Below are 22,677 nucleotides of genomic sequence, written 5' to 3'. Positions count from 1 at the left end.
CTACATCCGGAAATGTTCACCCAGGTAGACGCGGCGAACCGATTCATTGGCGATGATGTCGTCCGGGCGTCCCGACGCCAGCACCGCGCCCTGGTTGATGATGTAGGCACGGTCGCAGATGCCGAGCGTCTCGCGCACGTTGTGGTCGGTTATCAGGACGCCGATGCCGCGCTCCTTCAGGAAGCGCACGATGCGCTGGATCTCGATCACCGCGATCGGATCGACGCCGGCAAACGGCTCGTCCAGCAGCACGAAGCGCGGGTTGGTGGCGAGGGCGCGCGCAATCTCCACGCGGCGCCGTTCGCCGCCCGACAGCGACAGCGCCGGGTTCTCGCGCAGCTTCTCGATCTGCAGCTCGGCCAGCAGCTCGTTGAGGCGCTCCTCGATGCGGTTCTTGCCCAGCGGCTTGCCGTCCTCGCGCTGCAGTTCCAGCACGGCGCGGATGTTCTCCTCCACCGTCAGCTTGCGGAACACCGAGGCTTCCTGCGGCAGGTAGGACAGGCCCAGCATGGCGCGCCGGTGGATCGGCAGGCTGGTGATGTCGGTGCCGTTGATGACGATGGCGCCGGCGTCGGCCGGCACCAGGCCCACGATCATGTAGAACGAGGTCGTCTTGCCGGCGCCGTTCGGGCCGAGCAGGCCCACCACCTCGCCGCAGGCGACCTGCAGCGAAACGTCGCGCACCACCAGGCGCTTGCCGTAGCTTTTCTGCAGCCCCTTGGCCACCAGGGTGCTGCCGCCGCTCGCGATGGCGGCGGCGTCTGCGTGTACATCCATCATTGCTTTCCTGCTTCCGGTTGCCCGGCCGACGCAGTGCGGCGCGGATAAAAAGTAAAACTGGCGCGGGCCTTGCCGGGCCTGTCGACGCCGCTCGGGTCGTTCAGGTTCAGCAGGACTTCCTTGCGCGCATCGTAGGCGATGAATTCGCCGCCCATTTCACGCATCACGTTGCTGCCTTCCAGCTGCCTGATGGCGGCGTTCGAACTGAACTTGACGACCTCGGTGCGCTCGTCGTACTCGATGCGCTCGGCCTGGCCTTCGTCCCACTGCTCGGGGCCGCTGTCGCGCTTCTGGCGGAACGACGCCGGCTTGCCGGGCGCCGCGACCAGGACGATGGTCTTGTAACCGTCCGGCGCTTCCTTGATCTCGGCACGCTCGGCCTTCAGCAGCATGGTGCCGCGGGTGGCGGTCACGCCGCCGGTCAGGACCACGGTTTGCGTGACCTGGTCCAGGGTCCCGTTGCCCCCGACCACCTTCAGCGGCTTGAGCGCATCCGCCCGCTCCGCCTGCGCCAGCGGCGCCAGCAACAGCGCGGCAGCGGCAAGGACGGCCTTCATTTACTGCTTCCCTGCCGGCGCCGCCGGCGTGGTCGCGGGAGCCGCCGCCGGCGCGGTACGGCGCGGCGCGATGATGATGGTGCCGCGTCCGCCGCCCGGCTTGCTTTCGCCGCTGGTGTCGTTGAACACGTTGGCCTGCTCGGTGCGGTTGTCGTAGGAGATGAACGGGCCGTTCACCTCGCTGGTCATGCGCTTGCCCTCGAGCTGCTTGACGACCGCGTTCGAGAACAGCTTGACCAGCTCGGTGCGCTCGTCGTATTCGATGCGCTGGGCCTGGCCTTCGACCCACAGGTCGGGGCCGCCGTCACGCTTCTGGCGGAAGGTCGCGGGCTGGCCCGGCGCGGCGGTCAGGGTCACCGCCATATAGCCTTCCGGCGATTCCGTGAGCACGGCCTTGTCGGCCTTGATCGTCAGGGTGCCGCGGGTCAGCACGACGTTGCCGGTGAAGGTGCGGGTCTGGGTGACCTCGTCGATGTGCGCGTTGTTGAAATCGATCTTGGCCTGCTTGAGAGAATCCGCACGCTCCGCCGAGGCGGTCAGGCTTGCCAGCGACAGCGCGGCGACAGCGAGTATTTTTTTCATTGTTTTCCTTTCGGCGGGAAGATGAGTTCTCCGCGGCCGCCCAGCGTCACCTGCTGTGTGGCGTTGTTGGCGACCATGCCGACGCCGGTGACCGAGGCGGCGCCGAGCGTCATCTGGATCGGCTTGTCGGTCTTCGAGATTTCCTCGTCCGGCAGCACGGTCAGCGCCTCGGTGCGGATGCGCATCGGCTTCGAGGTGGCGTTGCCGGGACGCGAGATGTCGACATTGCCGATCAGGTCGATCTGGTTCTGGTCCTGGTTGACGTTGGCGGTGTTCGCCGTCATCGTCATGTGCGGCCGGTCGGTGCTCATGCTCTGCACGACCGGCTTGTCGATCACCGAGGTGTTGTTGGCCGGGCGGTGGGTCAGGCGCTCGCCCGAGATCACGTAGCGCGGCTGGCCGGCTTCCGACATCCGCACGAAGCTGAAGTTGTCGATGATGTAGTCCGGATCGTCGCCCACGTCGACGCGGTGCGCTTCGCCTTCGCCGCGCATCACCTGCACCAGCCAGAAGCTGCCGAAGGCGAAGAACACGGCCGCCAGCATCAATGCCAGCAGACGCCAGCGGTGCGCGGTGCGCTTGTTGACGTAGGTCGTGGTCGCCATGGCTTGCGAAGGATTATCCAAAGTACGGTGCCAATGCCTGTTCGTAGGTTCCCTGGGCGCGCATCACCATGTCGCAGACTTCGCGCACGGCGCCGCGTCCGCCCGCATTCTTCGTCACGTAGTGGGCGCGGTACTGCACTTCCGGATGGCCGCTCGGCACCGTGACGGCAAAGCCGACGCGGGTGAACAGCGGCAGGTCGATCACGTCGTCGCCGATGTAGCCGCACTGCTCGGCCGTCACGCCGGTCTTTTCCAGCAGCTCGGCAAAGGCCAGGCGCTTGTCGTGCTGGCCCTGGAACACGTGGGTGATCCCGAGGTCGGCGGCGCGCTTGACCACGATCGGCGAATTGCGCGCGCTGATGATGGCGGTCTGCACGCCGGTGCGGTTCAGCAGCTGGATGCCGAGGCCGTCCAGCACGAAGAAGGTCTTGGTGATCTCGCCGTTGGCGTCATAGGTCAGGCTGCCGTCGGTGAGGACACCGTCGACGTCGAAGATCATGACCTTCACGCGCGCGGCACGCTGCAGATGTTCCAGCTGGGTCACCATCAGATCACCTTGGCGCGGGTCAGGTCGTGGATGTGGAGGGCGCCGACCAGCATGCCGTCGGCGTCGGTCACCAGCATCTGGTTGATGCGGAATTCCTCCATCACGGCAACGGCGTCGACCGCCAGCTGCTCGGGATGGATGCGGCGCGGATTCGCGTGCATGACGTCCTGGATCGTCAGCCTGCTGAAGTCATGGGTCTTCTCGAACAGGCGGCGCAGGTCGCCGTCGGTGAACACGCCGACCGGGCGGCCGGCGTCGTCGACGATGGCGGTCATGCCCATGCCCTTCTGCGAGATTTCCAGCAGGGCCTCGGTCAGCGGAGCATTCGGCTTCACTTTCGGCACCGCGTCGCCGCTGCGCATCACGTCGCGCACGTGGGTCAGCAGCTTGCGGCCGAGGGCGCCGCCCGGGTGCGACAGGGCGAAGTCTTCCGACTTGAAGCCGCGCAGCTCCAGCAGCGCGACGGCAAGGGCATCGCCCAGCGCCAGGGTGACGGTGGTGGACGCGGTCGGCGCCAGGTTCAGCGGGCAGGCTTCCTTGTCGACCGAGACGTCGAGGTGGACGTCGGCAACCTGGGCCAGGCGCGAGCCCGGCTTGCCGGTCATGGCGATCACGGGCACGCGCATGCGCTTGACGGCCGGAATCACGACCGCCAGCTCGGCGCTTTCGCCGGAATACGAGATCGCGACCAGCACGTCCTGCGGCGTGACCATGCCGAGGTCGCCGTGGGCGGCTTCGGCCGGGTGCAGGAACAGGGCCGGGGTGCCGGTCGAGGCCAGGGTCGCGGCGATCTTGCGGCCAATGTGACCCGACTTGCCGATGCCCGAGACGACCACGCGGCCCTTGCAGGCCAGCATCAGGGCCACAGCTTGCGCAACGGCAGGCTTCAGGCTGTCGTCCTGGCCGAGACGCGCGCTCAGCTTGCGGATCGCTTCGCCTTCGATGTCCAGGGTCTCGCGCGCCAGCTCCAGAGCGCGCTTTGCCTGGGCCTCGTCAAAACTTGTCAACATTATTTTTTCATCGGTTACACTCATGGTGGAAGTATATCCGAATTGCGAAAGCAAAAAACTTGCCAGACGTAACAGAGCGCACATATTTACGGGATCGTGACCACACCCCAGCATGACATCAGGCCTTGAATTAACTCTTCTGCTGCTGGGCAGCGCCGTTCTTGGCGTGGTTGCGTTCCGGATGCTCCACCTCCCCCCGATGCTGGGTTACCTGGCCGTCGGCGTCCTGATCGGCCCCCACGCCCTGCAACTGGCCGACAACGGTCCCAGCACCCATGCCCTGGCCGAATTCGGCGTGGTGTTCCTGATGTTCTCGATCGGCCTCGAATTCTCGCTGGCCCAGCTCAAGGCGATGCGGCGCATCGTGTTCGGGCTCGGGCTGGCCCAGGTCTCGCTGACCATCCTGATCACGGTGCTGGCCTCGCTGCTGGCCCCGCGCCTGCCGGCGCCGTTCAACACCGGCTGGCAGGCCGCGCTGGCGCTCGGCGGCGCGCTGGCGATGTCCTCCACCGCGATCGTCTCCAAGCTGCTGACCGAACGCCTCGAGCTCGAGAGCGAGCATGGGCGGCGCATCATCGGGATCCTGCTGTTCCAGGATCTGGCCGTGGTGCCGCTGCTGATCCTGATTCCCTCGCTGGCGCGGCCGGCCGAGGAACTGGCGATGAACCTGGCCTGGGCCGCGCTGAAGGCCGCCGCCGTGCTGGCCCTGCTGCTGTTCTTCGGCCAGAAGCTGATGCGCAAATGGTTCACCATCGTCGCCAAGCGCCGCTCGCAGGAACTGTTCATGCTGAACCTGCTGCTGGTGACGCTGGGCGCGGCCTGGATCACCGAGCGCGCCGGCCTCTCCCTGGCCCTCGGGGCTTTCGTGGCCGGCATGCTGATCTCCGAGACCCAGTATAAGCACCAGGTGGAAGAGGACATCAAGCCCTTCCGCGACGTGCTGCTCGGCCTGTTCTTCATCAGCATCGGCATGCTGCTCAACCTCGAGCTGGTGCTGGCCAACTGGTGGCTGGTGCTGGCCATGCTGGCGATTCCGGTGCTGCTCAAGTTCGCCCTGATCGGGGCGCTGGCCAAGGCCTTCGGCTCCTCCGACGGGGTGGCGATGCGCACCGGCCTGGCCCTGGCCCAGGCCGGCGAATTCGGCTTCGTGCTGCTGAACCTGGCCTCCGGCTCGAAGCTGATCGATCCCTTCCTGATCCAGCTGGTGCTGGCGGCGATGGTGCTGTCGATGCTGCTGGCCCCCTTCATGATCGCCAACAGCGACAAGATCGTGATGAAGATGGCGTCCAACGAATGGATGCTGCAGTCGCTGCAGCTGACCCAGATCGCCAGCCGCACGATGGCGGCGCAGAAGCACGTGATCATCGCCGGTTTCGGCCGCAGCGGGCAGAGCCTGGCTACTCTCTTGTCGGAGGAAAAGCTGCCCTGGTATGCGCTCGACCTCGATCCCGAGCGGGTCCAGGAAGCGCGCGCGGCCGGCGCCAACGTCTCCTACGGCGACTGCTCGCGGCGCGAATCGCTGATCGCGGCCGGCATCAACCGCGCCAGCGCGCTGGTGATCACCTTCGCCGATACGCGCCTGGCGCTCAAGGTGCTGCACCTGGTGCACGAACTGGCGCCCAAGCTGCCGGTGATCGTGCGCGCCCACGACGACACCGAATTCGACGTCCTCAAGCGCGCCGGCGCCACCGAGGTGGTGCCGGAGGCGCTGGAATCGAGCCTGATGCTGGCCTCGCACGCGCTGGTGGTGATGGGGGTGCCGCTGCGGCGCGTGGTGCACCGCGTGCAGGCCGCGCGCGACGAACGCTATTCCTCGCTGCGCGGCTTTTTCCACGGCGCCAGCGACGTCAGCGACGATCCGGAGCACAGCTACGTGCGCCTGCACTCGGTGGTGCTGGCCGAGGATGCCGGCGCGGTCGGCCGCTGCATCGGCGACCTGGGCTTCGACGAAGTCGGCGCCGAGGTGACGGCGGTCCGGCGCGGCAACCAGCGGATCGAGCCCGAAGACGATACCGAGCTGCGCGCCGGCGACGTGGTGGTGCTGCGCGGGACCGGGACGGCGGTCAACCGCGCCGAGGGCCGGCTTTTACGGTAGAGTGGGCTCGCCGAGCCCGCCCTACGCGGCGCTGACTACCTGATTGCGGCCGTTCTGCTTGGCCTGATACAGCGCCTGGTCGGCTTGCGCCACCAGCGCCGAGGCCACGTCCTCGATGGGATCGTCGCCCTCGGCATCGTCCAGCGCCGCCACGCCGATCGACACCGTCACCGGCAAGGCCTCGCCTTCCGCCAGCAGGAAATCCTGGCCGGCCACGCCGGCGCGGATCCGCTGCGCCACCAGCTTCGCGCTCTCGAGGTCGGCGTCGATCAGCAGCACCACGAATTCCTCGCCGCCGAAGCGGCCCAGCGTGTCGGACATGCGCAGCTCGTCCTTGATGCGCGACGCCACTTCGCGCAGCACGTCGTCGCCGGCCTGGTGGCCGTGGGTGTCGTTGACCTGCTTGAAGTGGTCGACGTCGATGTACATACAGGCGATGCTGTAGCCCTGGCGGCGCGCACGGCCGACCTCCTCGGCCAGGCGGCGGTCCATGTAGCGGCGGTTGTAGACGCCCGTCAGCGCATCGGTCAGGCCGATGTACTTCAGCATCTCGTTGCTGATCACGTTCTCCAGGCAGATGGCGATGATCGACCCCATGTGCTCGACGAAGTCGGTGCCCAGCAGCGGCGTGAAGCGGCTCGGGTCGCGGCTGCCCAGGTTCAGGCAGCCGATCAGGCGCTTGTTGCGCAGCAGCGGCACCAGCGCGACGCTGGCCAGGCCGGCCGGCGGATGGGGGAAGGCGCTCGCGTGGCTGACCGGGTGGTAGGGCACCAGCCGCGGCCGCGGCGGATGGCCGGGCTCGAAGTCGAAGCCCAGCTCTTCGGGATGTTCGTGGAACAGCAGGTTGGGCAGGCTGTCGAAGTCCACGCCCAGCTTGTGCATCACGGTAAAGATGTCGGCGCCGCTGTCGACCAGCGACAAGGTCACGATGTCGAGGCTGGACACGATCGGCAGCTGGCGGAAGATGGTGGCGACCAGCTCCTGGAAGCTACCCGCGCCCACGAGCTCGAGATCGAAGGCCTGGTGGCGCATCATGATCGCGTGGTTGCTCTCGGCCTGGTCGATCAGGCTGGCGAGCTGCCTGCGCAGCGCGGCGTTCTCGGCCATCAGTTCGCGCACACTGGCGCCCTGCTGCTCGTGCATGGACATTCCTTTCCGCAATTAGCCCTAACATTACGCCAACTCGGCCGTATTGCAAATGGGCGCCACGAAAACGTTGTCAGAATGCGAGTTCGGCCGTCAAGTCCTGGTTCACGCGCAGCACGCTGCCGGCGCCCGCGGAAACGATGCAGTTCATGCCAAAACAGATCCCGCCGTCGAGTTTCGGATTGGCGCGGTAGGTCTGCAGGATGTCGAGCGGATCGGGGCCGGGCACGCCGGTGCCCTGGTCGATCGACGGAATCGGGCAGCGCGCGCAGGGTTTCACCGGACGGATCTCGGCCGCGCCGGTGCTGAGGAAGGCCGTGTAGTCCTCTTCGTAGGCTTCCAGTCCCGCCACCACCAGGTTGGGCCGGAAGCGGTCCATCGGCAGGGCCGCGCGTCCGGCCGCGCGCAGGCGGAGGTTCAGGTCGTCGAGCGAGGACTGGCCGATCAGCAGCAGCGGATAGCCGTCGGCGAAGCGGGTCTGCGAAGGCAGGCCGCCGGTCCACTTGACGCTGGTCGGGCGCACCACGTCCTGGCGGAAGCGCACCAGGCGCAGGCGTTCGCGCGCGCCGAGGGCTTCGGTGAACCAGCCGGCGGCGACGTCGCCGCAGTCGGCCGCGCGGACGGCGTCGTCCCAGATCTGCACGTGGCGGACAGGTTCGTCATGCCAGGCGAGCGGCAGCAGCAGGTCGCCCATGCCGGGGCTGCTCACGCGCAGGTTGCCGCCGTCGGGACGCGGCCGGATCAGCGCCATGCGCGGGAATTCGCGCTGGGTCAGGAACTGGCCGGACTCCGTGACCAGCATCCATTCGCGGTCGTGCACGCCATGCGCGGCGAGGCCGGTTTCGAGGAGAGTGGCTTCCCGCACCGACATGCCGGCGCAGGATTTGATCGGGTAGAGGAGCAGCTGGGACAGGGTGGGCATTGCGGCGCTTGAATCGACTTCAGGGCCGCATAGTATCGCACCAAAGCCTGCCGGCTTCAGGACTTTTGCCGGAATGCCGACGCCAGGACCGGGCCGTCGAAGCCGGGTGCATCGCTGCCGTAGAGGGCGTAACGGTACAGCACGGCGGAATAGATGCCGGTCAGCGTGGCGTGCATCAGCACGCAGCCCAAGAAGGCCAGCAGGACGATGGCGGCGAACACGCCCACCGCCACCGGCCCGGCGGCAAGCTTCGCCAACAGCATGGCCAGCACGACGGCGCCGGCCAGCAGGCAGAGGTACAGCAGGCTGAAGGCGACGTTCAGGCCGACCTGGCCGGCCACGTTCTCGCCCCAGCTCCGCTTGAGCAGGGCCGTGCTCTCGGAGATCGAATCGAGCGCGCCGCGGTCGCTGGTGGCGATCACCGGCACGACCAGGAAGGTGGCGACCGCCCAGCCGGCGCCGAGCAGGCCGGCGATGAGGCGGCCGATGAAGCCGACCCGCTCCTGGATGGCGCGCAGGATCACGCCGATGGTGGCGGAAATGACCGCATAGCCGAAGATCGTGCCGATGCGGCTGTTGGCGATGCGCAGGCCGTCGCCCAGGGTCGGGCTGCCGCCTTCGAGCCGCATCACGACCGCGCCCACCAGCGCCGTGTTGAAGTAGAAGATGACGAAGTACTGGACCACGTAGAACAGGAAGGCCGTCGAATACAGGCCGCCCTGCTTGACGCCGTCGATCGAGTCCAGGCCGAGCAGCGGCAGCGCGAAGGCGAGCAGCACCAGGAACAGGGCGAGGCCGGAAATGATGGGGAACAGCATCAGGTGCTTGTCCTGCCTGAGCACCTGGGCGCTGGCGCCGACGAGGCGGAAACTGCGGCTGAGACGGTCGAACATGGTTTTTCTCCTCGGTGAGTTAGCGGGCGGGGTAGTCGCGCCACGGGGCCAGCTTCTGCGTTACAAAGGCCAGCCATCGGTCGTCGGGATTCGGCCTGCCGCCGGCCATCTCGATCTTCTCGAAGCTGCGCCAGGTCGGCTGCAGCCCGAGAAACACGAGATAGGTGTTGCCTACCACGAAACCAGGGCGCAGGACGCAGTCGGAGCCGTTGATGGTGCGGCCTCCGCCACGCTTCCAGAACGCGGGGTCCCAGTGGTTGTTGAAACTGCTGTCCTTGTTGTTGAAGCCTTCGGGGCCGCCGATCACGGTGAATACCTGCCGGCCCGTCCCCCTCAGCTGCTCCAGCGTCTGGAAGCGGTATTCGACCAGGTAATCGCCCAGTGGCGTGGCGCCGATCGCCTGCGCGACAGCCACATCCCCCGCCATCAGGACTTGCTCGTCGGGTGTGACGATCTGTCCGGCCGGCGGTACACGGCATGCCTCGGATGCCGCCGCGTGCAGGGCCAGCAGCGTGAACGCAAGGCTGCGAATGGTCGTCATCTTTTTCATCGTGCGAAGCTTAGCAGGACGGATGGCGCAGATATGCGCGCATTCTCACGGGCGATACGCACGTTCGATGCGACCACATTGCCATTGTCCCAAAACCCACGTACACTCCGCCCGTCGCCTTTTCATGAGGCGGCAACAACGCTAGGGGTCCTGCGCCATCAACCGCGCGGGTGAGAAATACCCTCCGAACCTGATCTGGATAATGCCAGCGAAGGGAAGCTACAGAGTCCGCGTACGCCCTCGTGCTACGTTTCTTTGCACTCCTCCGCTGGATCGCCGATCTTCAGTGATACAAGGAGTGCACTTGAACGCCGATCCGAAATTCCTGTCCGCCAGCGCCACGGTCGATGCCGCGGCCGTGACGCCTCTTCCCAACTCGCACAAGGTCTACGTGGCCGGCTCGCGCCCCGACATCCGGGTGCCGATGCGCGAGATCCACCAGTCGCCTACACCGGCATCCTTTGGCGCGGAGCCGAATCCGCCGGTCTGGGTCTACGACACCTCAGGGCCCTACACCGACCCCGAGGCGCGCATCGACATCCGCTCCGGCCTGCCCTGCCCGCGCTCCGGATGGATCCGCGAGCGTGGCGACACCGTCGAACTGGCCGGTCCCAGCTCGCGCTATGGCCAGGAGCGCCTGCGCGATCCGAAGCTGGCCGAACTGCGCTTCGACCTGCAGCGCAAACCGCGCCGCTCGGCCGGCGGCCGCAACGTCACCCAGATGCACTATGCGCGCAAGGGGATCGTCACGCCGGAGATGGAATTCGCCGCCATCCGCGAGAACCTGCGGCGCCAGGAATACCTGCGCAGCCTCGAAGCCGCCGGTCCGACCGGGAAGAAAATGGCCGCCCTGCTGGGGCGCCAGCATCCGGGCCAGTCCTTCGGCGCTTCCATTCCCGCCGTGATCACGCCCGAATTCGTGCGCGACGAGATCGCCCGCGGGCGCGCCATCCTGCCGGCCAATATCAACCACCCGGAATCCGAGCCGATGATCATCGGCCGCAACTTCCTCGTGAAGATCAATGCGAATATCGGCAACTCCGCCGTCACCTCTTCCATCGGCGAGGAAGTCGAGAAGATGACCTGGGCGATCCGCTGGGGCGGCGACACGGTGATGGACCTCTCGACCGGCAAGCACATCCACGAGACGCGCGAATGGATCATCCGCAACAGCCCGGTCCCGATCGGCACCGTGCCGCTCTACCAGGCGCTGGAAAAGGTGAACGGCAAGGCCGAGGAACTCACCTGGGAAATCTACCGCGACACCCTGATCGAACAGGCCGAGCAAGGCGTCGACTACTTCACCATCCACGCCGGCGTGCGCCTGCCCTTCATTCCGATGACGGCGGACCGGCTGACCGGCATCGTCTCGCGCGGCGGCTCGATCATGGCCAAGTGGTGCCTGGCCCACCACAAGGAATCCTTCCTCTACACCCGCTTCGAAGAGATCTGCGAGATCATGAAGGCCTACGACGTCGCCTTCAGCCTCGGCGACGGCCTGCGCCCCGGCTCCATCTACGACGCCAACGACGAAGCCCAGCTGGCCGAGCTGCGCACCCTGGGCGAACTCACGCAGCTGGCCTGGAAGCACGACGTGCAGACCATGATCGAGGGACCGGGCCACGTGCCGCTACACCTGATCAAGGAGAACATGGACCTGCAACTGGAACAGTGCCATGAAGCGCCCTTCTACACCCTCGGCCCGCTGACCACCGACATCGCGCCCGGCTACGACCACATCACCTCGGGCATCGGCGCCGCCAACATCGGCTGGTACGGCACCGCCATGCTGTGCTACGTGACCCCGAAAGAGCACCTGGGCCTGCCCGACAAGGACGACGTCAAGGACGGCATCATCACTTACAAGATCGCGGCGCATGCGGCCGACCTGGCGAAGGGCCACCCGGGCGCGCAGATCCGCGACAACGCCTTGTCGAAGGCGCGCTTCGAATTCCGCTGGGAAGACCAGTTCAACCTCGGCCTCGATCCGGACAAGGCGCGCGCCTTCCACGACGAGACGCTGCCGAAGGACTCCGCCAAGGTGGCCCACTTCTGCTCGATGTGCGGGCCGCATTTCTGCTCGATGAAGATCACCCAGGAAGTGCGCGACTATGCGGCCGGCGGCATGCAGGAGAAGGCGGTCGAGTTCATGCGCAATGGCGCCGAGCTTTATCTCAAGAACTGAGCACAAGGAGTAGCGATGCTGGAGATAGAACTGAACGGCGCCCCGCACGTACTGCCAGGCGCATCCAGCCTGCACGAACTGGTCGACATGCTCGAGCTGTCCGGCCAGGCGCTGGCAATGGCGGTCAACCACCGCGTGGTGCCGCGCGAGCAGTGGCGCACGACCCTGCTGCAGCCGCGCGACCAGGTGGACGTGGTGCGCGCCATCGGCGGCGGCTGAAACTTTACGGAATCGGAGAACACATGAACCAGACCAAGGACCGGCCGCTCGTCATCGCCGGCAAGGAATACAACTCGCGCCTGCTGGTCGGCAGCGGCAAATACCGCGACCTGGAGCAGACCGCGGCGGCCACCGCGGCCGCGGGCGCCGAGATCATCACGGTGGCGATCCGCCGCGTGAACATCGGCCAGGATCCGCATGCGCCCAACCTGCTCGACGCGGTGCCGCCCTCGCGCTACACCATCCTGCCGAACACCGCCGGCTGCTACACGGCGAAGGATGCCGTGTACACGCTGCAGCTGGCGCGCGAACTGCTGAACGGGCACAAGCTCGTGAAACTCGAAGTGCTGGGCGACGAGAAGACCCTGTTCCCCAACATGCCCGAAACCCTGCGCGCCGCCGAGGAGCTGGTGCGCGACGGCTTCGACGTGATGGTCTACTGCAGCGACGACCCGATCCAGGCGCGCATGCTGGAGGACATCGGCTGTGTGGCGGTGATGCCGCTGGCCTCCCTGATCGGCTCCGGCATGGGCATCCTGAATCCCTGGAACCTCTCGCTCATCATCGAGCAGGCCAAGGTGCCGGTGCTGGTCGATGCCGGCGTCGGCACGGCTTCCGACGCCACGGTGGCGATGGAGCTGGGCTGCGACGGCGTGCTGATGAACAGCGCCATCGCGCTGGCCCAGGACCCGGTGCGCATGGCGCGCGCGATGCGGCTCGCGGTGGAGGCCGGCCGCGAAGCGTATCTGGCGGGCCGGATGCCGCGCCGTTTCGCGGCTTCGCCCTCGTCGCCGATGGCGGGACGGCTCATTGGAGTCAAATGAGATGAAACCCTGCGTGCTGGTGTTTTCCGGTCTCGACCCCTCGGGCGGGGCCGGCATCCAGGCCGACATCGAGGCGATTGCGGCCCAGGGTGCGCATGCGCTGCCCATCGTCACGGCGCTCACGGTGCAGGACAACGAGCGGGTGTTCGAGGTGGCGCCGGTGGACGCCGGCCTGCTGACGCGCCAGGCCGTGCTGCTGGCCGACACCATGCCGATCCGCGCGGTCAAGCTGGGCATTCCGGGCAATCTCGAGAATGCCGAAGCCATCGCCGGCATCGTCCTGTTGCTGCGCGCCCGTCAGCCGGCGCTGCCGGTGGTGCTCGACCCGGTGCTGGCCAGCGGCCACGGCGATGCCCTCGCGCGTGGCAATGCGCTGGCGGCGCTGGCGCCGCTGCTGGTGGTGGCGACGGTGGCCACGCCCAACCTGCCGGAAGCGGCGGCGCTGGCGCTGTCCGGCTGTCCGCACGTCCTCGTCACCGGCGGTCATGGCGATGGAGACGAGGTCGTCAACCGCTGGCACAGCCGCGGCGGCATGCGCGAATGGCGCTGGCCGCGCCTGCCGGGCGAATTCCACGGCAGCGGCTGCACCCTGGCCTCCAGCCTGGCTGCCCGCCTGGCGCTGGGCGACGCCATGGCCCAGGCCCTCGAGCGCGCCCAGCGCTGCTGCAACCAGTCGCTGGCGGACTCCTATGCGATCGCCCCCGGCCAGCGCATTCCGCGCCGTATCGAACATCGAGGAGCATGAAGTGACAATGAAAACACTGAAAGGACTGTATCTGGTGACGCCCGACTGGATCGATACCGGGCGTCTGCTGGAGGCGACGCAGCGCGCACTGGAAGGCGGCGCCGCGCTGGTCCAGTACCGCAACAAGAAGGCAAGCGAGGCGCTGCGCGAGGAACAGGCGGCCGCCCTGCTCGCCCTGTGCCGCCGGCATGGCGTGCCGCTGGTGATCAACGATCATCTGGAGCTGTGCCTGCGCCTGGATGCCGACGGCGTGCACGTCGGCGGCACCGACGCGCCGGTGGCCGCCGTGCGCGCGGCGCTCGGGCCGGGCAGGATCGTCGGCGCTTCCTGCTATGGCCAGTTTCCGCTGGCTCTGGCGGCGCAGGAGGCGGGCGCCAGCTATGTGGCCTTCGGCGGCTTCTATCCGTCGAAGGTGAAGGTGTACGAGGTGAGCACGCCGCCGGACATCGTCGTCGGCGCCAGGGCGCGGCTGGCGGTGCCGGTGGTGGTGATCGGCGGGATGACGGCGGAGAATGCGCGGCCGCTGGTGGCGCGCGGGGCGGATATGGTGGCGGCGATCAGCAGCGTGTACCTGGCGGAGGATCCGGCTGCGGCTGTGCGGGAGTTCGCGAACCTGTTCATAGGGTGGGCGCGGCCTGCGTAGGCACCCCGTGCCCACCCTGCATTATCAAGCCTTGGCCAGCTTGAACTGGGTCAGCTCGCCGGTCAGGTAACCCACCGCCGCACCGAACTTGTCCTTGTAGTTCGCGCGGATCAGCGGATCCAGCGTGGTCTTCACGTTGGCGTGGATGCCGCCCCAGTCGCCGGCGTGCTGGAAGTTGCTCATGATGTAGGTCCAGCCGTTGATGTCGTCGACCGCGTGCAGGCCGGTCGACTCGCCGCCGGCCGGCACCGACAGCAGGCGCGAGAGCTGCTTGGTGTCGATGTTGTAGGCCCACAGGTAGTTGTTGACGTGCTGGCTGCTGTCCTCGCCGATGAACAGGGTGCGCATCTTTTCCGAGAACTTCAGGTTGTCCGGATTCGCGACCTTGTTCGGGTTGGCGGTATTGCCCAGTGCGTCGGCGGCGATGTCTTCGCCCACCAGCAGGGCCTTGGTGTCGGCCGGCATCCACTCGCTGTTGATGGCGTTGCCCGCGGTATCCTTCTGGCCGCCCTTCAGGCTCAGCATCATGACGGCGCCGGCAACGATCGCTTTCGGGATCGAGACGCCGTTGCCCGGCACGTTCAGGGCGTTACCGGCCACCATCGAGCTCTGGCAGTTCTGCAGGGCCGAGTAGGCGATCTTGTCCTTCAGGTTGACGGTCGTGCCTTCCATCTTGGTGAAGCCCATCGAAGCGCCGACCAGCGCGGCGTAGCGGTGGGTCTCGAGGAAGGCGGCGGCCTTTTCCATGCCCGGCTTCAGCTTGAGCCACTCGGTGCGGCCGTTGGCGGCAACCTTGGTGTAGCTGGCATCCTGCGGATCGCTGCTCTTGACGTCCATGATGTCGGTCGGCTTGAGCGAGGCGGCCAGCGAGCGGATCTCGTCGCTGGTGGCGGAACCCAGCTTGATCCAGCTGAGCGGCGCGGCGGCGGCGGCCGGATCCAGCGAGAAGCCGGCGCCCACCTTGGCCACGTACAGGGTGCCCGAGGACAGGTCTTTTTCCTTGTCGGCGACGAACACGAAGTAGCCGCTGTTGGTGGCGTCGTCGCCCATGATCACGGTGCGGTTGTCGCCCAGCACCTGCACCAGCTCGTGCGAGATACGGCCCATGCAGTAATGCTTCCTGATGCTGCCGGTGCCGTCGGCATTGACGGTCACTTCCGGCAGGTGGCCGTAGTTGTAGGGGTTGGCGCGGGTCTCGTCGCCGTACAGGTTCTTGCTGAAGCCCTTGAACTGGGCATCGGTGGCGGCGGTGAAGGCGTTCGGCTCGTACTCCTCGCTCGACAGGTGGGTGCCCCAGGGCGACAGGCTGGCGCCGCAGGTGATCCACAGGCCGTTCACGCCCGAGGTGTCGACGTTGTGGTATTTCACCAGGCTCAGCTTGCCATTGGCCGGGTCCTGGTCCAGGGTCAGCACGGCGATCGGCGACGGCAGCTTGCCGTACATGTCGCTGGTGCCGTCCTGGGCCCAGGTGGTGTATTCGAACTGCACCACGGCGAACACGGTATTGCCCTTCACGCCCGCCACTTTCGCATTCGGGACCGTCAGCAGCGAGGTGCCGTCCGGCGAGTCCGAGAAGAACTGGCGTTCCTTGCCGGCCACGGTGGTGTCGACGATCGGGCGGTTAGCGATGTCGTAGTAGCCGCCGGCCAGGATGGTGCCGCCGCTGCCGTTCGGGACCATGTCGCCGGTGATGAAGAAGGGCTTATACGACAGCTTGAAATCGAGCTTGCTGCTGTCGCTGAAGCTGACCGTCATGGTCGAGGCGACCGAGGTGGTGGCCATCGCGGCGGCATCAAGCAGGGTCGGCGCATTCATCGAGCCGAACGAGACGCTGGACAGGGTCACGGCCGGCGGCGTGGTCTGGCCCGGGGTGGTCGGCGCCGTGGTCACCGGGCCGTCGTCACCGCCACCGCAGCCGGCAAGCATGGCGCCCACGGTGCCGGCGCCGATCGGCAGCATCGGGGTTGCGCCGAGAAGGCGCAGCAGGCGGCGGCGGGACAGGTCGGTATTCGCATTCATACGTCAACACTCCAGGATCAGGTCATTGGGACCGCGCCGATGGCACGGAGAACGCTGGGCAGGATAGTGGAGACGTATGTCAGGAAGATGACGGAAATTTAACGGTTCTGTGACACGCGCAGCCAGGCCGCGTAACAGCGTTTTCCGTTCGCTCTTCAAACTTGTAAGTATTCGCAACAGAAACGCATTTACCATCTGCCGCCAATTTGCAGCGATACCCCTGCCAACTTCACTCATCTTTCCGATCATAAACACATGCATATCTGACTTTTCAGTCATTTATATGCACACGGGTAACAGTTTCTTACCAACTCGACAGTTTTTAAAAAGAAACAAGCTGCTATCGTTTTTCACGCCGCGATGCCCGCTGCATCCCGGCAAAGTGAAAACCAAAACAAAAGGAAGAACGATGAAAAAGACGATTTTCGCAGTGCTCACAGGGTTCCTCGCCATGGGCGCCGCCCAGGCCCAGTCCACCGCCAATGACGCGCCGCGCACCTACCTGGGCATCGGCGTGGGCGCCGTCAAGGATTCCATCACCGGCGACCACAAGCGCAGCACCACGATCTTCGGCGGCTACGAGTTCGACCAGAACTGGGCCGTCGAGGGCGGCTACAGCTACCTGGGCAAGAGCGGCTTCTATGTGCCGCTGGAGAACGATATTTACCACGTCGGCGTGAAGAGCCAGAGCTTCTACGCGGCCGCCAAATACACCTTCCCGCTGACCGAGCGCACCGCGATGTACGGCAAGCTCGGCCTGGCCCATACCGAGGCCAAGTACTCGAGCCCGTTCAAGGGATGGAACTTCAAGGACAACACCAACGGCGTGTATGCCGCGGTGGGCGTGCAGACCAGATTGACCGAGAACGTGTCCCTGTTCGCCGAATACGAGCGTAACGGCAAGCAGCTGCGCAACGGCGCGGACAACAAGGTCTTCAGCGCCGGCGTGAAGTACGGTTTCTAAGCCGCCGCGACATTCAGCGCGTCGAGGGAGGCGACCAGGTCCGTAAAGCGCTGGCCCTGCACCGCCACATGGCTACGCAGCAGGTCGGCCGCCTTCTGGCCGTCACCCTCGATGATCGCATTCACCACCGCATCGTGCTCGCTGAACGAGTGCTTCATGCGGTCGCGCACCCTGAGCTGCAGGCGCCGGTAAGGACGGAGCCGGCGCGACAGGGCGCCCGCCTGTTCCGCCAGAAAATGGTTGTGGCTGCCCGCAAAGATCGTCTGGTGGAACACCTCGTTGCGGTAGTAGTACTCGTCCGGGTCGCGCGCCTCGTAGGCGCTGCTGCAGGCCCGGTGCGCTTCCAGCAGCTTGCCGTGCTCGGCGGCCGACATGCGCCGCGCCGCCAGGCGTGCGCACATGGCTTCCAGCTCGGCCATCACCTCGAACATCTCCACGATCTGATGCGGCGACACCGTCGCCACCACCGCCCCGCGGCGCGGACGGATCTGCACCAGTCCCGCCGACGCCAGCTGGATCAGGGCTTCGCGGATCGGGGTACGCGACGCCCCGAATTCGGTGGCCAGTTCCGTCTCATCCAAATGCTGTCCGGGGAGTAATTTCCCGGTGGCGATCTTCTCTTCAATCTGTTCGCGTAGCCGATCAGAGAGCTTTTTCATGGTGCTGCTTCCCGCTCAAAAAAATCATAGTAACCAGATTGACATTGTATTTTTTCTACGTCATCTTGTATACACAAACAAAAAACTTGCATGCACCAGCATGTGTTCCCGTGAAGAGAACTGAGGAGATAGACATGGTATCAATCAAGCGACGCAGCACCCTGGGCGCCCTGGCACTCGGCATGAGCATGGTCCTGGCCGCATTGCCGGCATCGGCCCAGAACACGGTCATCAAGATTTCGCACCAGTTCCCCGGCGGGACCATCGACAAGGGCGATTTCCGTGACCGCCTGGTGCGCATGTTTGCCGCCGAGGTCGAAAAACGCACCAAGGGCAGCGTCAAGTTCGAGATCTACCCCGGCTCGTCGCTGATGAAGACCAATGCCCAGTTCTCCGCGATGCGCAAGGGCGCGCTCGACATGTCGCTGGTGCCGCTGTCGTATGCCGGCGGCGAAGTCCCCGAGACCAATATCGGCCTGATGCCCGGCCTGGTGACCTCCTACGAGCAGAGCGCCGCATGGAAAAATGCCGCGGTCGGCAAGGAGCTCACGAAGATCCTCGCCGACAAGGGCGTGGTGATGGTCAGCTGGATCTGGCAGGCCGGCGGCATGGCATCGCGCGGCAAGCCGATCGTCGAGCCGGAAGACGCGAAGGGCATGAAGATCCGCGGCGGCTCGCGCGAGATGGACCTGATCCTGAAGGAAGCCGGCGCCGCCGTCGTGACCCTGCCGTCGAACGAAATCTATGCCGGCATGCAGACCGGCGCCATGGATGCGGCACTGACCTCCTCGACCTCGCTGATCTCGTTCCGCCTGGAAGAAGTGTCGAAGGCCCTCACCACCGGCCGCGGCAAGTCCTACTGGTTCATGCTGGAGCCGCTGATGATGTCGAAGGCCGCCTTCGACCGCCTGAGCAAGGAACAGCAGGCCGTCATCCTGCAGGTCGGCGCCGAAATGGAAGCCTTCGCGCTGAAGGCCGCCAAGGAAGACGATGAAGAAGTGGCCAAGGTGTTCGCCAAGGCCGGCGCCAAGACCGTCGACCTGAGCGACGCCACCGTCAAGAAATGGCAGGACATCGCCCGCCGTACCGCCTGGAAGGACTTCGCCGCCAAGAACCCCAACACCGCCAGGCTGCTGCAGCTCGCCGAACAGGTGAAGTGATGAGTGCCCACGGTTACGAGGCCCAGGCGCCGCAAGCACCTGCGCTGCCCTCGCACCGCGGGGTGGCCACCCTGGCGGTGTTCCTCAACAGGGTCAACCACCTGCTGCTGGTGATCTCCATGCTTGCCATGATCCTCACCGCGCTGGTGCTGAGCTACTCGGTGGTGATGCGCTACTTCTTCAAGGTCGCCACCGACTGGCAGGACGAGGCCGCGGTCTTCATGCTGGTCGGCGCCACTTTCTTCTGCGCCGCCTACGTGCAGTCCTTCCGCGGTCACATCGGCATCGAAGCGCTGGCCGGCCTGCTGCCGGCGAGGGTGAACCGGGTCCGCCTGATCCTGGTGGACCTGCTGTCCTTCCTGTTCTGCGCCTTCTTCTCCTGGAAATCGTGGACCCTGTTCCACGAAGCCCTGGTCGAAGGCCAGACCACCTCGTCGACCTTGGCGCCGCCGCTGTGGATCCCGTACTCGCTGATGGCGTTCGGGATGACCTTGCTGACGCTGCAGATCCTGGTCCAGCTGATCGGCCGCCTCACCGAAAAGGAATAAACCCATGAGCGCACTTTCCCTCGGCGTCGGCTACGCCGCCGCCACGCTCGTCGTCATGTTTTCGGGCATGCCGATCGCCTTCGCGCTGGGCGCGGTCGCCACCGTGTTCATGTATTTCTTCATGCCGGCTTCCTCGCTCGACACGATCACCCAGAACGTGTACGAGGAAATGGCATCGATCACGCTGCTGTCGATCCCGCTCTTCATCATGAAGGGCGCGGCGATCGGCAAGTCGCCGGCCGGGCGCGACCTGTACTCGGCCATCCACGCCTGGCTGAACAAGGTGCCCGGCGGCCTCGGCATCGCCAACGTGTTCGCCTGCGCGCTGTTCGCCGCCATGGCCGGCTCCTCGCCCGCCACCTGCTCGGCGATCGGCTCGGCCGGCATTCCGGAAATGCGCAAGCGCGGCTATTCGCCCGGTTTCGCGGCCGGCATCATCGCCGCCGGCGGCACCCTCGGGATCCTGCTGCCGCCGTCGATCACGATGATCCTGTACGCGGTGGCCGCCGAGCAGTCGCTGGGCCGCCTGTTCCTGGCCGGTATCGGCCCCGGCCTGATGCTGGTCCTGCTGTTCGCCGGCTATGCCGTTCACCGGGCGCGCAAGGAATACCGCCTGGCCCATGAGCTCTACCAGCGCGGCGGCGAGAAGTCGGCCTACCTGGACGCCCACACCTACACGCTGGCGGAAAAGGTCGAGATGCTGCCGCGCGTGCTGCCCTTCCTGGTGCTGCTGACCGGCGTGATGATCGCGCTGTACGGCGGCTATGCGACGCCGTCGGAAACCGCCGGCCTGGGCGCCCTGCTGGCCATCGTGCTGATGGCCGTCGTGTACGGCATCTGGCGGCCGAAGGAACTCGGGCCGATCCTGAGTTCGACGATCAAGGAGTCGACCATGCTCCTCATGATCATCGGCATGTCCCTGCTCTACTCCTACGTGATGAGCTACCTGCACATCAGCCAGTCGGCGGCGCAGTGGGTGGTCGGGCTGCACCTGTCGAAATGGGTGCTGTTGTCGGTGATCCTGCTGATGGTGATCGTGTTCGGCTTCTTCCTGCCGCCGGTATCGATCATCCTGATGACCGCGCCCATCATCCTGCCGCCGCTGCGCGAAGCCGGCTTCGACCTGATCTGGTTCGGCGTGGTGATGACCATCGTGATGGAGATGGGCCTGATCCACCCGCCGGTGGGCCTGAACATCTTCGTCATCAAGAACATCGCGCCCGACATCCCGCTGTCCGACGTGATCTGGGGTGTGATGCCCTTCGTGGTGCTGATGTTCGTGGCGGTGATCCTGCTGTGCGTGTTCCCGCAGATCTCGACCACCCTGCCCGACATGATCATGGGAGCGCGCTAGATGGGTAACAAGGAAAGAAGCTGGGACCGCCAGCGCGCCAACCGCGAGCGGCGCCTGGCGCGGGCGCGCGAGCAACTGGGCGCTGGCCTGCGGGGCAAGATCGTCGATACCGGCCTGGCGCGCGAACTGCTGCACCAGGTGATCGAATGCGGCGACCGCGTCTGCCTGGAAGGGAACAACCAGAAGCAGGCCGACTTCCTGGCCAGGACCCTGGCCGCGCTCGACCCCGGCCGCGTCAATAACTTGCACATGCTGCAGTCGGTGCTGGCCCTGCCCGAGCACCTGGACGTGTTCGACAAGGGCATCGCCGCGCGCGTCGACTTCTCGTTTTCCGGACCGCAGGCCGGCCGCCTCGCCAAGCTGGTTTCAAACGGGAAGATCAACATCGGCGCGATCCATACCTACCTGGAGCTGTTCGGCCGCTACTTCATCGACCTGACGCCACAGGTGGCGCTGGTGGCGGCCCAGGCGGCCGACCGCCACGGCAACCTGTACACCGGCCCGAACACCGAGGACACGCCGGCCATCGTCGAGGCCACCGCCTTCAAGAGCGGCATCGTGATCGCCCAGGTGAACGAGATCGTCGACGTGCTGCCGCGCGTCGACATCCCGGCCGACTGGGTCGACTTCACGGTGGCGGCGCCGACCCCGCACTACATCGAGCCGCTGTTCACGCGCGACCCGGCATTGATCTCCGAGATCCAGGTCCTGATGGCGATGATGGCCATCAAGGGCATCTATGCCGAGTACCAGGTCGAGCGCCTGAACCACGGCATCGGCTTCGACACCGCCGCCATCGAACTGCTGCTGCCGACCTATGCGGCCTCGCTGGGCCTGAAGGGCAAGATCGGCCGCAACTGGGCGCTGAACCCGCACCCGGCCCTGATTCCCGCGATCGAGGCCGGCTTCGTCGAGACCGTGCACTCCTTCGGCTCCGAGCTCGGCATGGAAGACTATGTGCGCTCGCGTCCCGACGTGTTCTTCGTCGGCCCGGACGGCAGCATGCGCAGCAACCGCGCCTTCTCCCAGGTGGCCGGTCACTACGCCTGCGACATGTTCATCGGCTCGACCCTGCAGATCGACCTGCAGGGCAACTCGTCGACGGCGACCCTGGGCCGCATCTCCGGCTTCGGCGGCGCGCCGAACATGGGTGCCGACGCGCGCGGCCGCCGTCACGCCAGCCCGGCCTGGCTGAAGGCCGGCGAACAGGCGCGGCGCGGCACGCCAGCCATCCCGCGTGGCCGAAAGCTGGTGGTGCAGATGGTCGAGACCTTCCGCGAGCACATGCAGCCGGCCTTCGTCGAAACCCTCGATGCCTGGCAGCTGGCCGAGCAGGCGAAGATGGCGATCCCGCCGGTGATGATCTACGGCGACGACGTCACCCACATCCTGACAGAAGAAGGCATCGCCAACCTGCTGCTGTGCCGTACCGACGAGGAGCGCGAACAGGCGATCCGCGGCGTGGCCGGCTACACGCCGGTCGGGCTGGCGCGCGACCGGCGCATGGTGGAAAACCTGCGCGACCGCGGCATCGTCCAGCGTCCCGAGGACCTCGGCATCGACAAGCGGCTCGCCACGCGCGACCTGCTGGCGGCCAGGAACATGAAGGACCTGGTGCGGGCATCCCACGGCCTGTACAAGCCGCCCAAACAGTTCAGGAACTGGTAATC

At 66.1% G+C, this 22,677-nt stretch carries 23 protein-coding genes and 1 riboswitch; of the genes, 11 read left to right on the top strand and 12 right to left on the bottom strand.

Features of this window, described 5'->3' with window-relative positions:
- The 6 genes from lptB to AB4Z32_RS05565 are packed head-to-tail and all read right to left on the bottom strand — an operon-like array spanning position 1 to position 4,105.
- Positions 1-777 (bottom strand): LPS export ABC transporter ATP-binding protein, encoded by a 777-nt coding sequence (lptB, locus tag AB4Z32_RS05590; protein WP_441934931.1) that lies wholly within the window; start codon positions 775-777, stop codon positions 1-3.
- Positions 777-1,337, bottom strand: coding sequence for a lipopolysaccharide transport periplasmic protein LptA (gene lptA / locus AB4Z32_RS05585; RefSeq protein WP_441934930.1), 561 nt, complete (start codon positions 1,335-1,337; stop codon positions 777-779). Before lptA (AB4Z32_RS05585) ends, lptB begins: the two co-directional genes overlap by 1 nt.
- Entirely contained in the window at positions 1,338-1,919 is a 582-nt protein-coding gene (lptA, locus tag AB4Z32_RS05580; RefSeq protein ID WP_441934929.1) for a lipopolysaccharide transport periplasmic protein LptA, read from the bottom strand.
- On the bottom strand, positions 1,916-2,524 hold the full coding sequence (lptC, locus tag AB4Z32_RS05575) for an LPS export ABC transporter periplasmic protein LptC (protein WP_441934928.1): 609 nt from the start codon (positions 2,522-2,524) through the stop codon (positions 1,916-1,918). The genes lptA (AB4Z32_RS05580) and lptC overlap by 4 nt, the downstream gene beginning before the upstream one ends.
- Before the next feature lie 13 nt (positions 2,525-2,537).
- Positions 2,538-3,071, bottom strand: coding sequence for a KdsC family phosphatase (locus AB4Z32_RS05570; protein ID WP_441934927.1), 534 nt, complete (start codon positions 3,069-3,071; stop codon positions 2,538-2,540).
- Positions 3,071-4,105, bottom strand: a complete 1,035-nt coding sequence (locus AB4Z32_RS05565; protein ID WP_441934926.1) for a KpsF/GutQ family sugar-phosphate isomerase — start codon at positions 4,103-4,105, stop codon at positions 3,071-3,073. The genes AB4Z32_RS05570 and AB4Z32_RS05565 overlap by 1 nt, the downstream gene beginning before the upstream one ends.
- 88 nt (positions 4,106-4,193) lie before the next feature.
- On the opposite strand from AB4Z32_RS05565, the gene AB4Z32_RS05560 reads away from it, so the two are divergent.
- The gene (locus tag AB4Z32_RS05560) at positions 4,194-6,176 is read left to right on the top strand and encodes a monovalent cation:proton antiporter-2 (CPA2) family protein (RefSeq protein ID WP_441934925.1); all 1,983 of its coding nucleotides are present in this window, start codon (positions 4,194-4,196) and stop codon (positions 6,174-6,176) included.
- Positions 6,177-6,197: 21 nt separating this feature from the next.
- On the opposite strand, the gene AB4Z32_RS05555 is transcribed toward AB4Z32_RS05560, so the two are convergent.
- The 4 genes from AB4Z32_RS05555 to AB4Z32_RS05540 all read right to left on the bottom strand — a co-directional run bounded on the left by AB4Z32_RS05555 (position 6,198) and on the right by AB4Z32_RS05540 (position 9,687).
- On the bottom strand, positions 6,198-7,319 hold the full coding sequence (locus tag AB4Z32_RS05555; protein ID WP_441934924.1) for a DUF484 family protein: 1,122 nt from the start codon (positions 7,317-7,319) through the stop codon (positions 6,198-6,200).
- Positions 7,320-7,395: 76 nt separating this feature from the next.
- Positions 7,396-8,244, bottom strand: coding sequence for an MOSC domain-containing protein (locus AB4Z32_RS05550; protein ID WP_441934923.1), 849 nt, complete (start codon positions 8,242-8,244; stop codon positions 7,396-7,398).
- Positions 8,245-8,300: 56 nt separating this feature from the next.
- Complete coding sequence (locus AB4Z32_RS05545) at positions 8,301-9,137, bottom strand: DUF6159 family protein (RefSeq protein WP_441934922.1); 837 nt, start codon at positions 9,135-9,137, stop codon at positions 8,301-8,303.
- Positions 9,138-9,156: 19 nt separating this feature from the next.
- The gene (locus AB4Z32_RS05540) at positions 9,157-9,687 is read right to left on the bottom strand and encodes a hypothetical protein (RefSeq protein ID WP_441934921.1); all 531 of its coding nucleotides are present in this window, start codon (positions 9,685-9,687) and stop codon (positions 9,157-9,159) included.
- A 133-nt stretch (positions 9,688-9,820) separates the two neighbouring features.
- A riboswitch (TPP riboswitch) is annotated at positions 9,821-9,921 on the top strand.
- Between the two features lie 70 nt (positions 9,922-9,991).
- Here AB4Z32_RS05540 and thiC point away from each other — a divergent pair.
- The 5 genes from thiC to thiE are packed head-to-tail and all read left to right on the top strand — an operon-like array spanning position 9,992 to position 14,303.
- Positions 9,992-11,872: a phosphomethylpyrimidine synthase ThiC gene (gene thiC / locus AB4Z32_RS05535; protein WP_441934920.1), complete on the top strand. Its 1,881-nt coding sequence runs from the start codon at positions 9,992-9,994 to the stop codon at positions 11,870-11,872.
- A 15-nt stretch (positions 11,873-11,887) separates the two neighbouring features.
- Entirely contained in the window at positions 11,888-12,091 is a 204-nt protein-coding gene (gene thiS / locus AB4Z32_RS05530) for a sulfur carrier protein ThiS (protein WP_441934919.1), read from the top strand.
- A gap of 23 nt (positions 12,092-12,114) precedes the next feature.
- Positions 12,115-12,915 carry a thiazole synthase gene (locus AB4Z32_RS05525; RefSeq protein WP_441934918.1) on the top strand — a complete coding sequence of 267 codons (801 nt, stop codon included), beginning with the start codon at positions 12,115-12,117 and terminating at the stop codon, positions 12,913-12,915.
- A gap of 1 nt (position 12,916) precedes the next feature.
- Entirely contained in the window at positions 12,917-13,660 is a 744-nt protein-coding gene (gene thiD, locus AB4Z32_RS05520; protein ID WP_441934917.1) for a bifunctional hydroxymethylpyrimidine kinase/phosphomethylpyrimidine kinase, read from the top strand.
- Positions 13,661-13,676: 16 nt separating this feature from the next.
- Positions 13,677-14,303, top strand: coding sequence for a thiamine phosphate synthase (gene thiE, locus AB4Z32_RS05515; RefSeq protein WP_441935119.1), 627 nt, complete (start codon positions 13,677-13,679; stop codon positions 14,301-14,303).
- 24 nt (positions 14,304-14,327) lie between these two features.
- On the opposite strand, the gene AB4Z32_RS05510 is transcribed toward thiE, so the two are convergent.
- A complete protein-coding gene (locus AB4Z32_RS05510) occupies positions 14,328-16,322 on the bottom strand; it encodes a PhoX family protein (protein WP_441934916.1) in 1,995 nt (664 codons plus the stop codon).
- Positions 16,323-16,731: 409 nt separating this feature from the next.
- Here AB4Z32_RS05510 and AB4Z32_RS05505 point away from each other — a divergent pair, with 409 nt between their 5' ends.
- On the top strand, positions 16,732-17,286 hold the full coding sequence (locus AB4Z32_RS05505) for a porin family protein (protein ID WP_441934915.1): 555 nt from the start codon (positions 16,732-16,734) through the stop codon (positions 17,284-17,286).
- Here AB4Z32_RS05505 and AB4Z32_RS05500 read toward each other — a convergent pair.
- Complete coding sequence (locus AB4Z32_RS05500) at positions 17,283-17,945, bottom strand: GntR family transcriptional regulator (protein WP_441934914.1); 663 nt, start codon at positions 17,943-17,945, stop codon at positions 17,283-17,285. The genes AB4Z32_RS05505 and AB4Z32_RS05500 overlap by 4 nt on opposite strands.
- Positions 17,946-18,079: 134 nt before the next feature.
- Between AB4Z32_RS05500 and AB4Z32_RS05495 the strand changes: the two genes are divergently transcribed.
- Genes AB4Z32_RS05495 through mdcA form a run of 4 tightly spaced genes read left to right on the top strand, consistent with a single transcriptional unit; the run spans position 18,080 to position 22,675 of the window.
- Complete coding sequence (locus AB4Z32_RS05495) at positions 18,080-19,105, top strand: TRAP transporter substrate-binding protein (RefSeq protein WP_441934913.1); 1,026 nt, start codon at positions 18,080-18,082, stop codon at positions 19,103-19,105.
- Positions 19,105-19,653: a TRAP transporter small permease gene (locus AB4Z32_RS05490; RefSeq protein WP_441934912.1), complete on the top strand. Its 549-nt coding sequence runs from the start codon at positions 19,105-19,107 to the stop codon at positions 19,651-19,653. The genes AB4Z32_RS05495 and AB4Z32_RS05490 overlap by 1 nt, the downstream gene beginning before the upstream one ends.
- A gap of 4 nt (positions 19,654-19,657) precedes the next feature.
- Positions 19,658-21,007: a TRAP transporter large permease gene (locus AB4Z32_RS05485; protein ID WP_441934911.1), complete on the top strand. Its 1,350-nt coding sequence runs from the start codon at positions 19,658-19,660 to the stop codon at positions 21,005-21,007.
- Complete coding sequence (gene mdcA / locus AB4Z32_RS05480; RefSeq protein ID WP_441934910.1) at positions 21,008-22,675, top strand: malonate decarboxylase subunit alpha; 1,668 nt, start codon at positions 21,008-21,010, stop codon at positions 22,673-22,675.
- Positions 22,676-22,677: the final 2 nt, after the last annotated feature.

Origin of the sequence: Massilia sp. 2TAF26 (assembly GCF_052115005.1) — a bacterium.
In the GTDB taxonomy this organism is placed as follows: domain Bacteria; phylum Pseudomonadota; class Gammaproteobacteria; order Burkholderiales; family Burkholderiaceae_D; genus Telluria.
Note: the sequence above shows the minus strand (reverse complement) of the source record. Positions and strands in the feature narration are given on the sequence as shown.

Bases quoted from the DNA above. Each gene is read 5' to 3' on its own strand.
- lptB (WP_441934931.1), bottom strand. From the start codon at position 777: ATGGATGTACACGCAGACGCCGCCGCCATCGCGAGCGGCGGCAGCACC.
- lptA (WP_441934930.1), bottom strand. From the start codon at position 1,337: ATGAAGGCCGTCCTTGCCGCTGCCGCGCTGTTGCTGGCGCCGCTGGCG.
- lptA (WP_441934929.1), bottom strand. From the start codon at position 1,919: ATGAAAAAAATACTCGCTGTCGCCGCGCTGTCGCTGGCAAGCCTGACC.
- lptC (WP_441934928.1), bottom strand. From the start codon at position 2,524: ATGGCGACCACGACCTACGTCAACAAGCGCACCGCGCACCGCTGGCGT.
- AB4Z32_RS05570 (WP_441934927.1), bottom strand. From the start codon at position 3,071: ATGGTGACCCAGCTGGAACATCTGCAGCGTGCCGCGCGCGTGAAGGTC.
- AB4Z32_RS05565 (WP_441934926.1), bottom strand. From the start codon at position 4,105: ATGAGTGTAACCGATGAAAAAATAATGTTGACAAGTTTTGACGAGGCC.
- AB4Z32_RS05560 (WP_441934925.1), top strand. From the start codon at position 4,194: ATGACATCAGGCCTTGAATTAACTCTTCTGCTGCTGGGCAGCGCCGTT.
- AB4Z32_RS05555 (WP_441934924.1), bottom strand. From the start codon at position 7,319: ATGCACGAGCAGCAGGGCGCCAGTGTGCGCGAACTGATGGCCGAGAAC.
- AB4Z32_RS05550 (WP_441934923.1), bottom strand. From the start codon at position 8,244: ATGCCCACCCTGTCCCAGCTGCTCCTCTACCCGATCAAATCCTGCGCC.
- AB4Z32_RS05545 (WP_441934922.1), bottom strand. From the start codon at position 9,137: ATGTTCGACCGTCTCAGCCGCAGTTTCCGCCTCGTCGGCGCCAGCGCC.
- AB4Z32_RS05540 (WP_441934921.1), bottom strand. From the start codon at position 9,687: ATGAAAAAGATGACGACCATTCGCAGCCTTGCGTTCACGCTGCTGGCC.
- thiS (WP_441934919.1), top strand. From the start codon at position 11,888: ATGCTGGAGATAGAACTGAACGGCGCCCCGCACGTACTGCCAGGCGCA.
- AB4Z32_RS05525 (WP_441934918.1), top strand. From the start codon at position 12,115: ATGAACCAGACCAAGGACCGGCCGCTCGTCATCGCCGGCAAGGAATAC.
- thiD (WP_441934917.1), top strand. From the start codon at position 12,917: ATGAAACCCTGCGTGCTGGTGTTTTCCGGTCTCGACCCCTCGGGCGGG.
- AB4Z32_RS05510 (WP_441934916.1), bottom strand. From the start codon at position 16,322: ATGAATGCGAATACCGACCTGTCCCGCCGCCGCCTGCTGCGCCTTCTC.
- AB4Z32_RS05505 (WP_441934915.1), top strand. From the start codon at position 16,732: ATGAAAAAGACGATTTTCGCAGTGCTCACAGGGTTCCTCGCCATGGGC.
- AB4Z32_RS05500 (WP_441934914.1), bottom strand. From the start codon at position 17,945: ATGAAAAAGCTCTCTGATCGGCTACGCGAACAGATTGAAGAGAAGATC.
- AB4Z32_RS05495 (WP_441934913.1), top strand. From the start codon at position 18,080: ATGGTATCAATCAAGCGACGCAGCACCCTGGGCGCCCTGGCACTCGGC.
- AB4Z32_RS05490 (WP_441934912.1), top strand. From the start codon at position 19,105: ATGAGTGCCCACGGTTACGAGGCCCAGGCGCCGCAAGCACCTGCGCTG.
- AB4Z32_RS05485 (WP_441934911.1), top strand. From the start codon at position 19,658: ATGAGCGCACTTTCCCTCGGCGTCGGCTACGCCGCCGCCACGCTCGTC.
- mdcA (WP_441934910.1), top strand. From the start codon at position 21,008: ATGGGTAACAAGGAAAGAAGCTGGGACCGCCAGCGCGCCAACCGCGAG.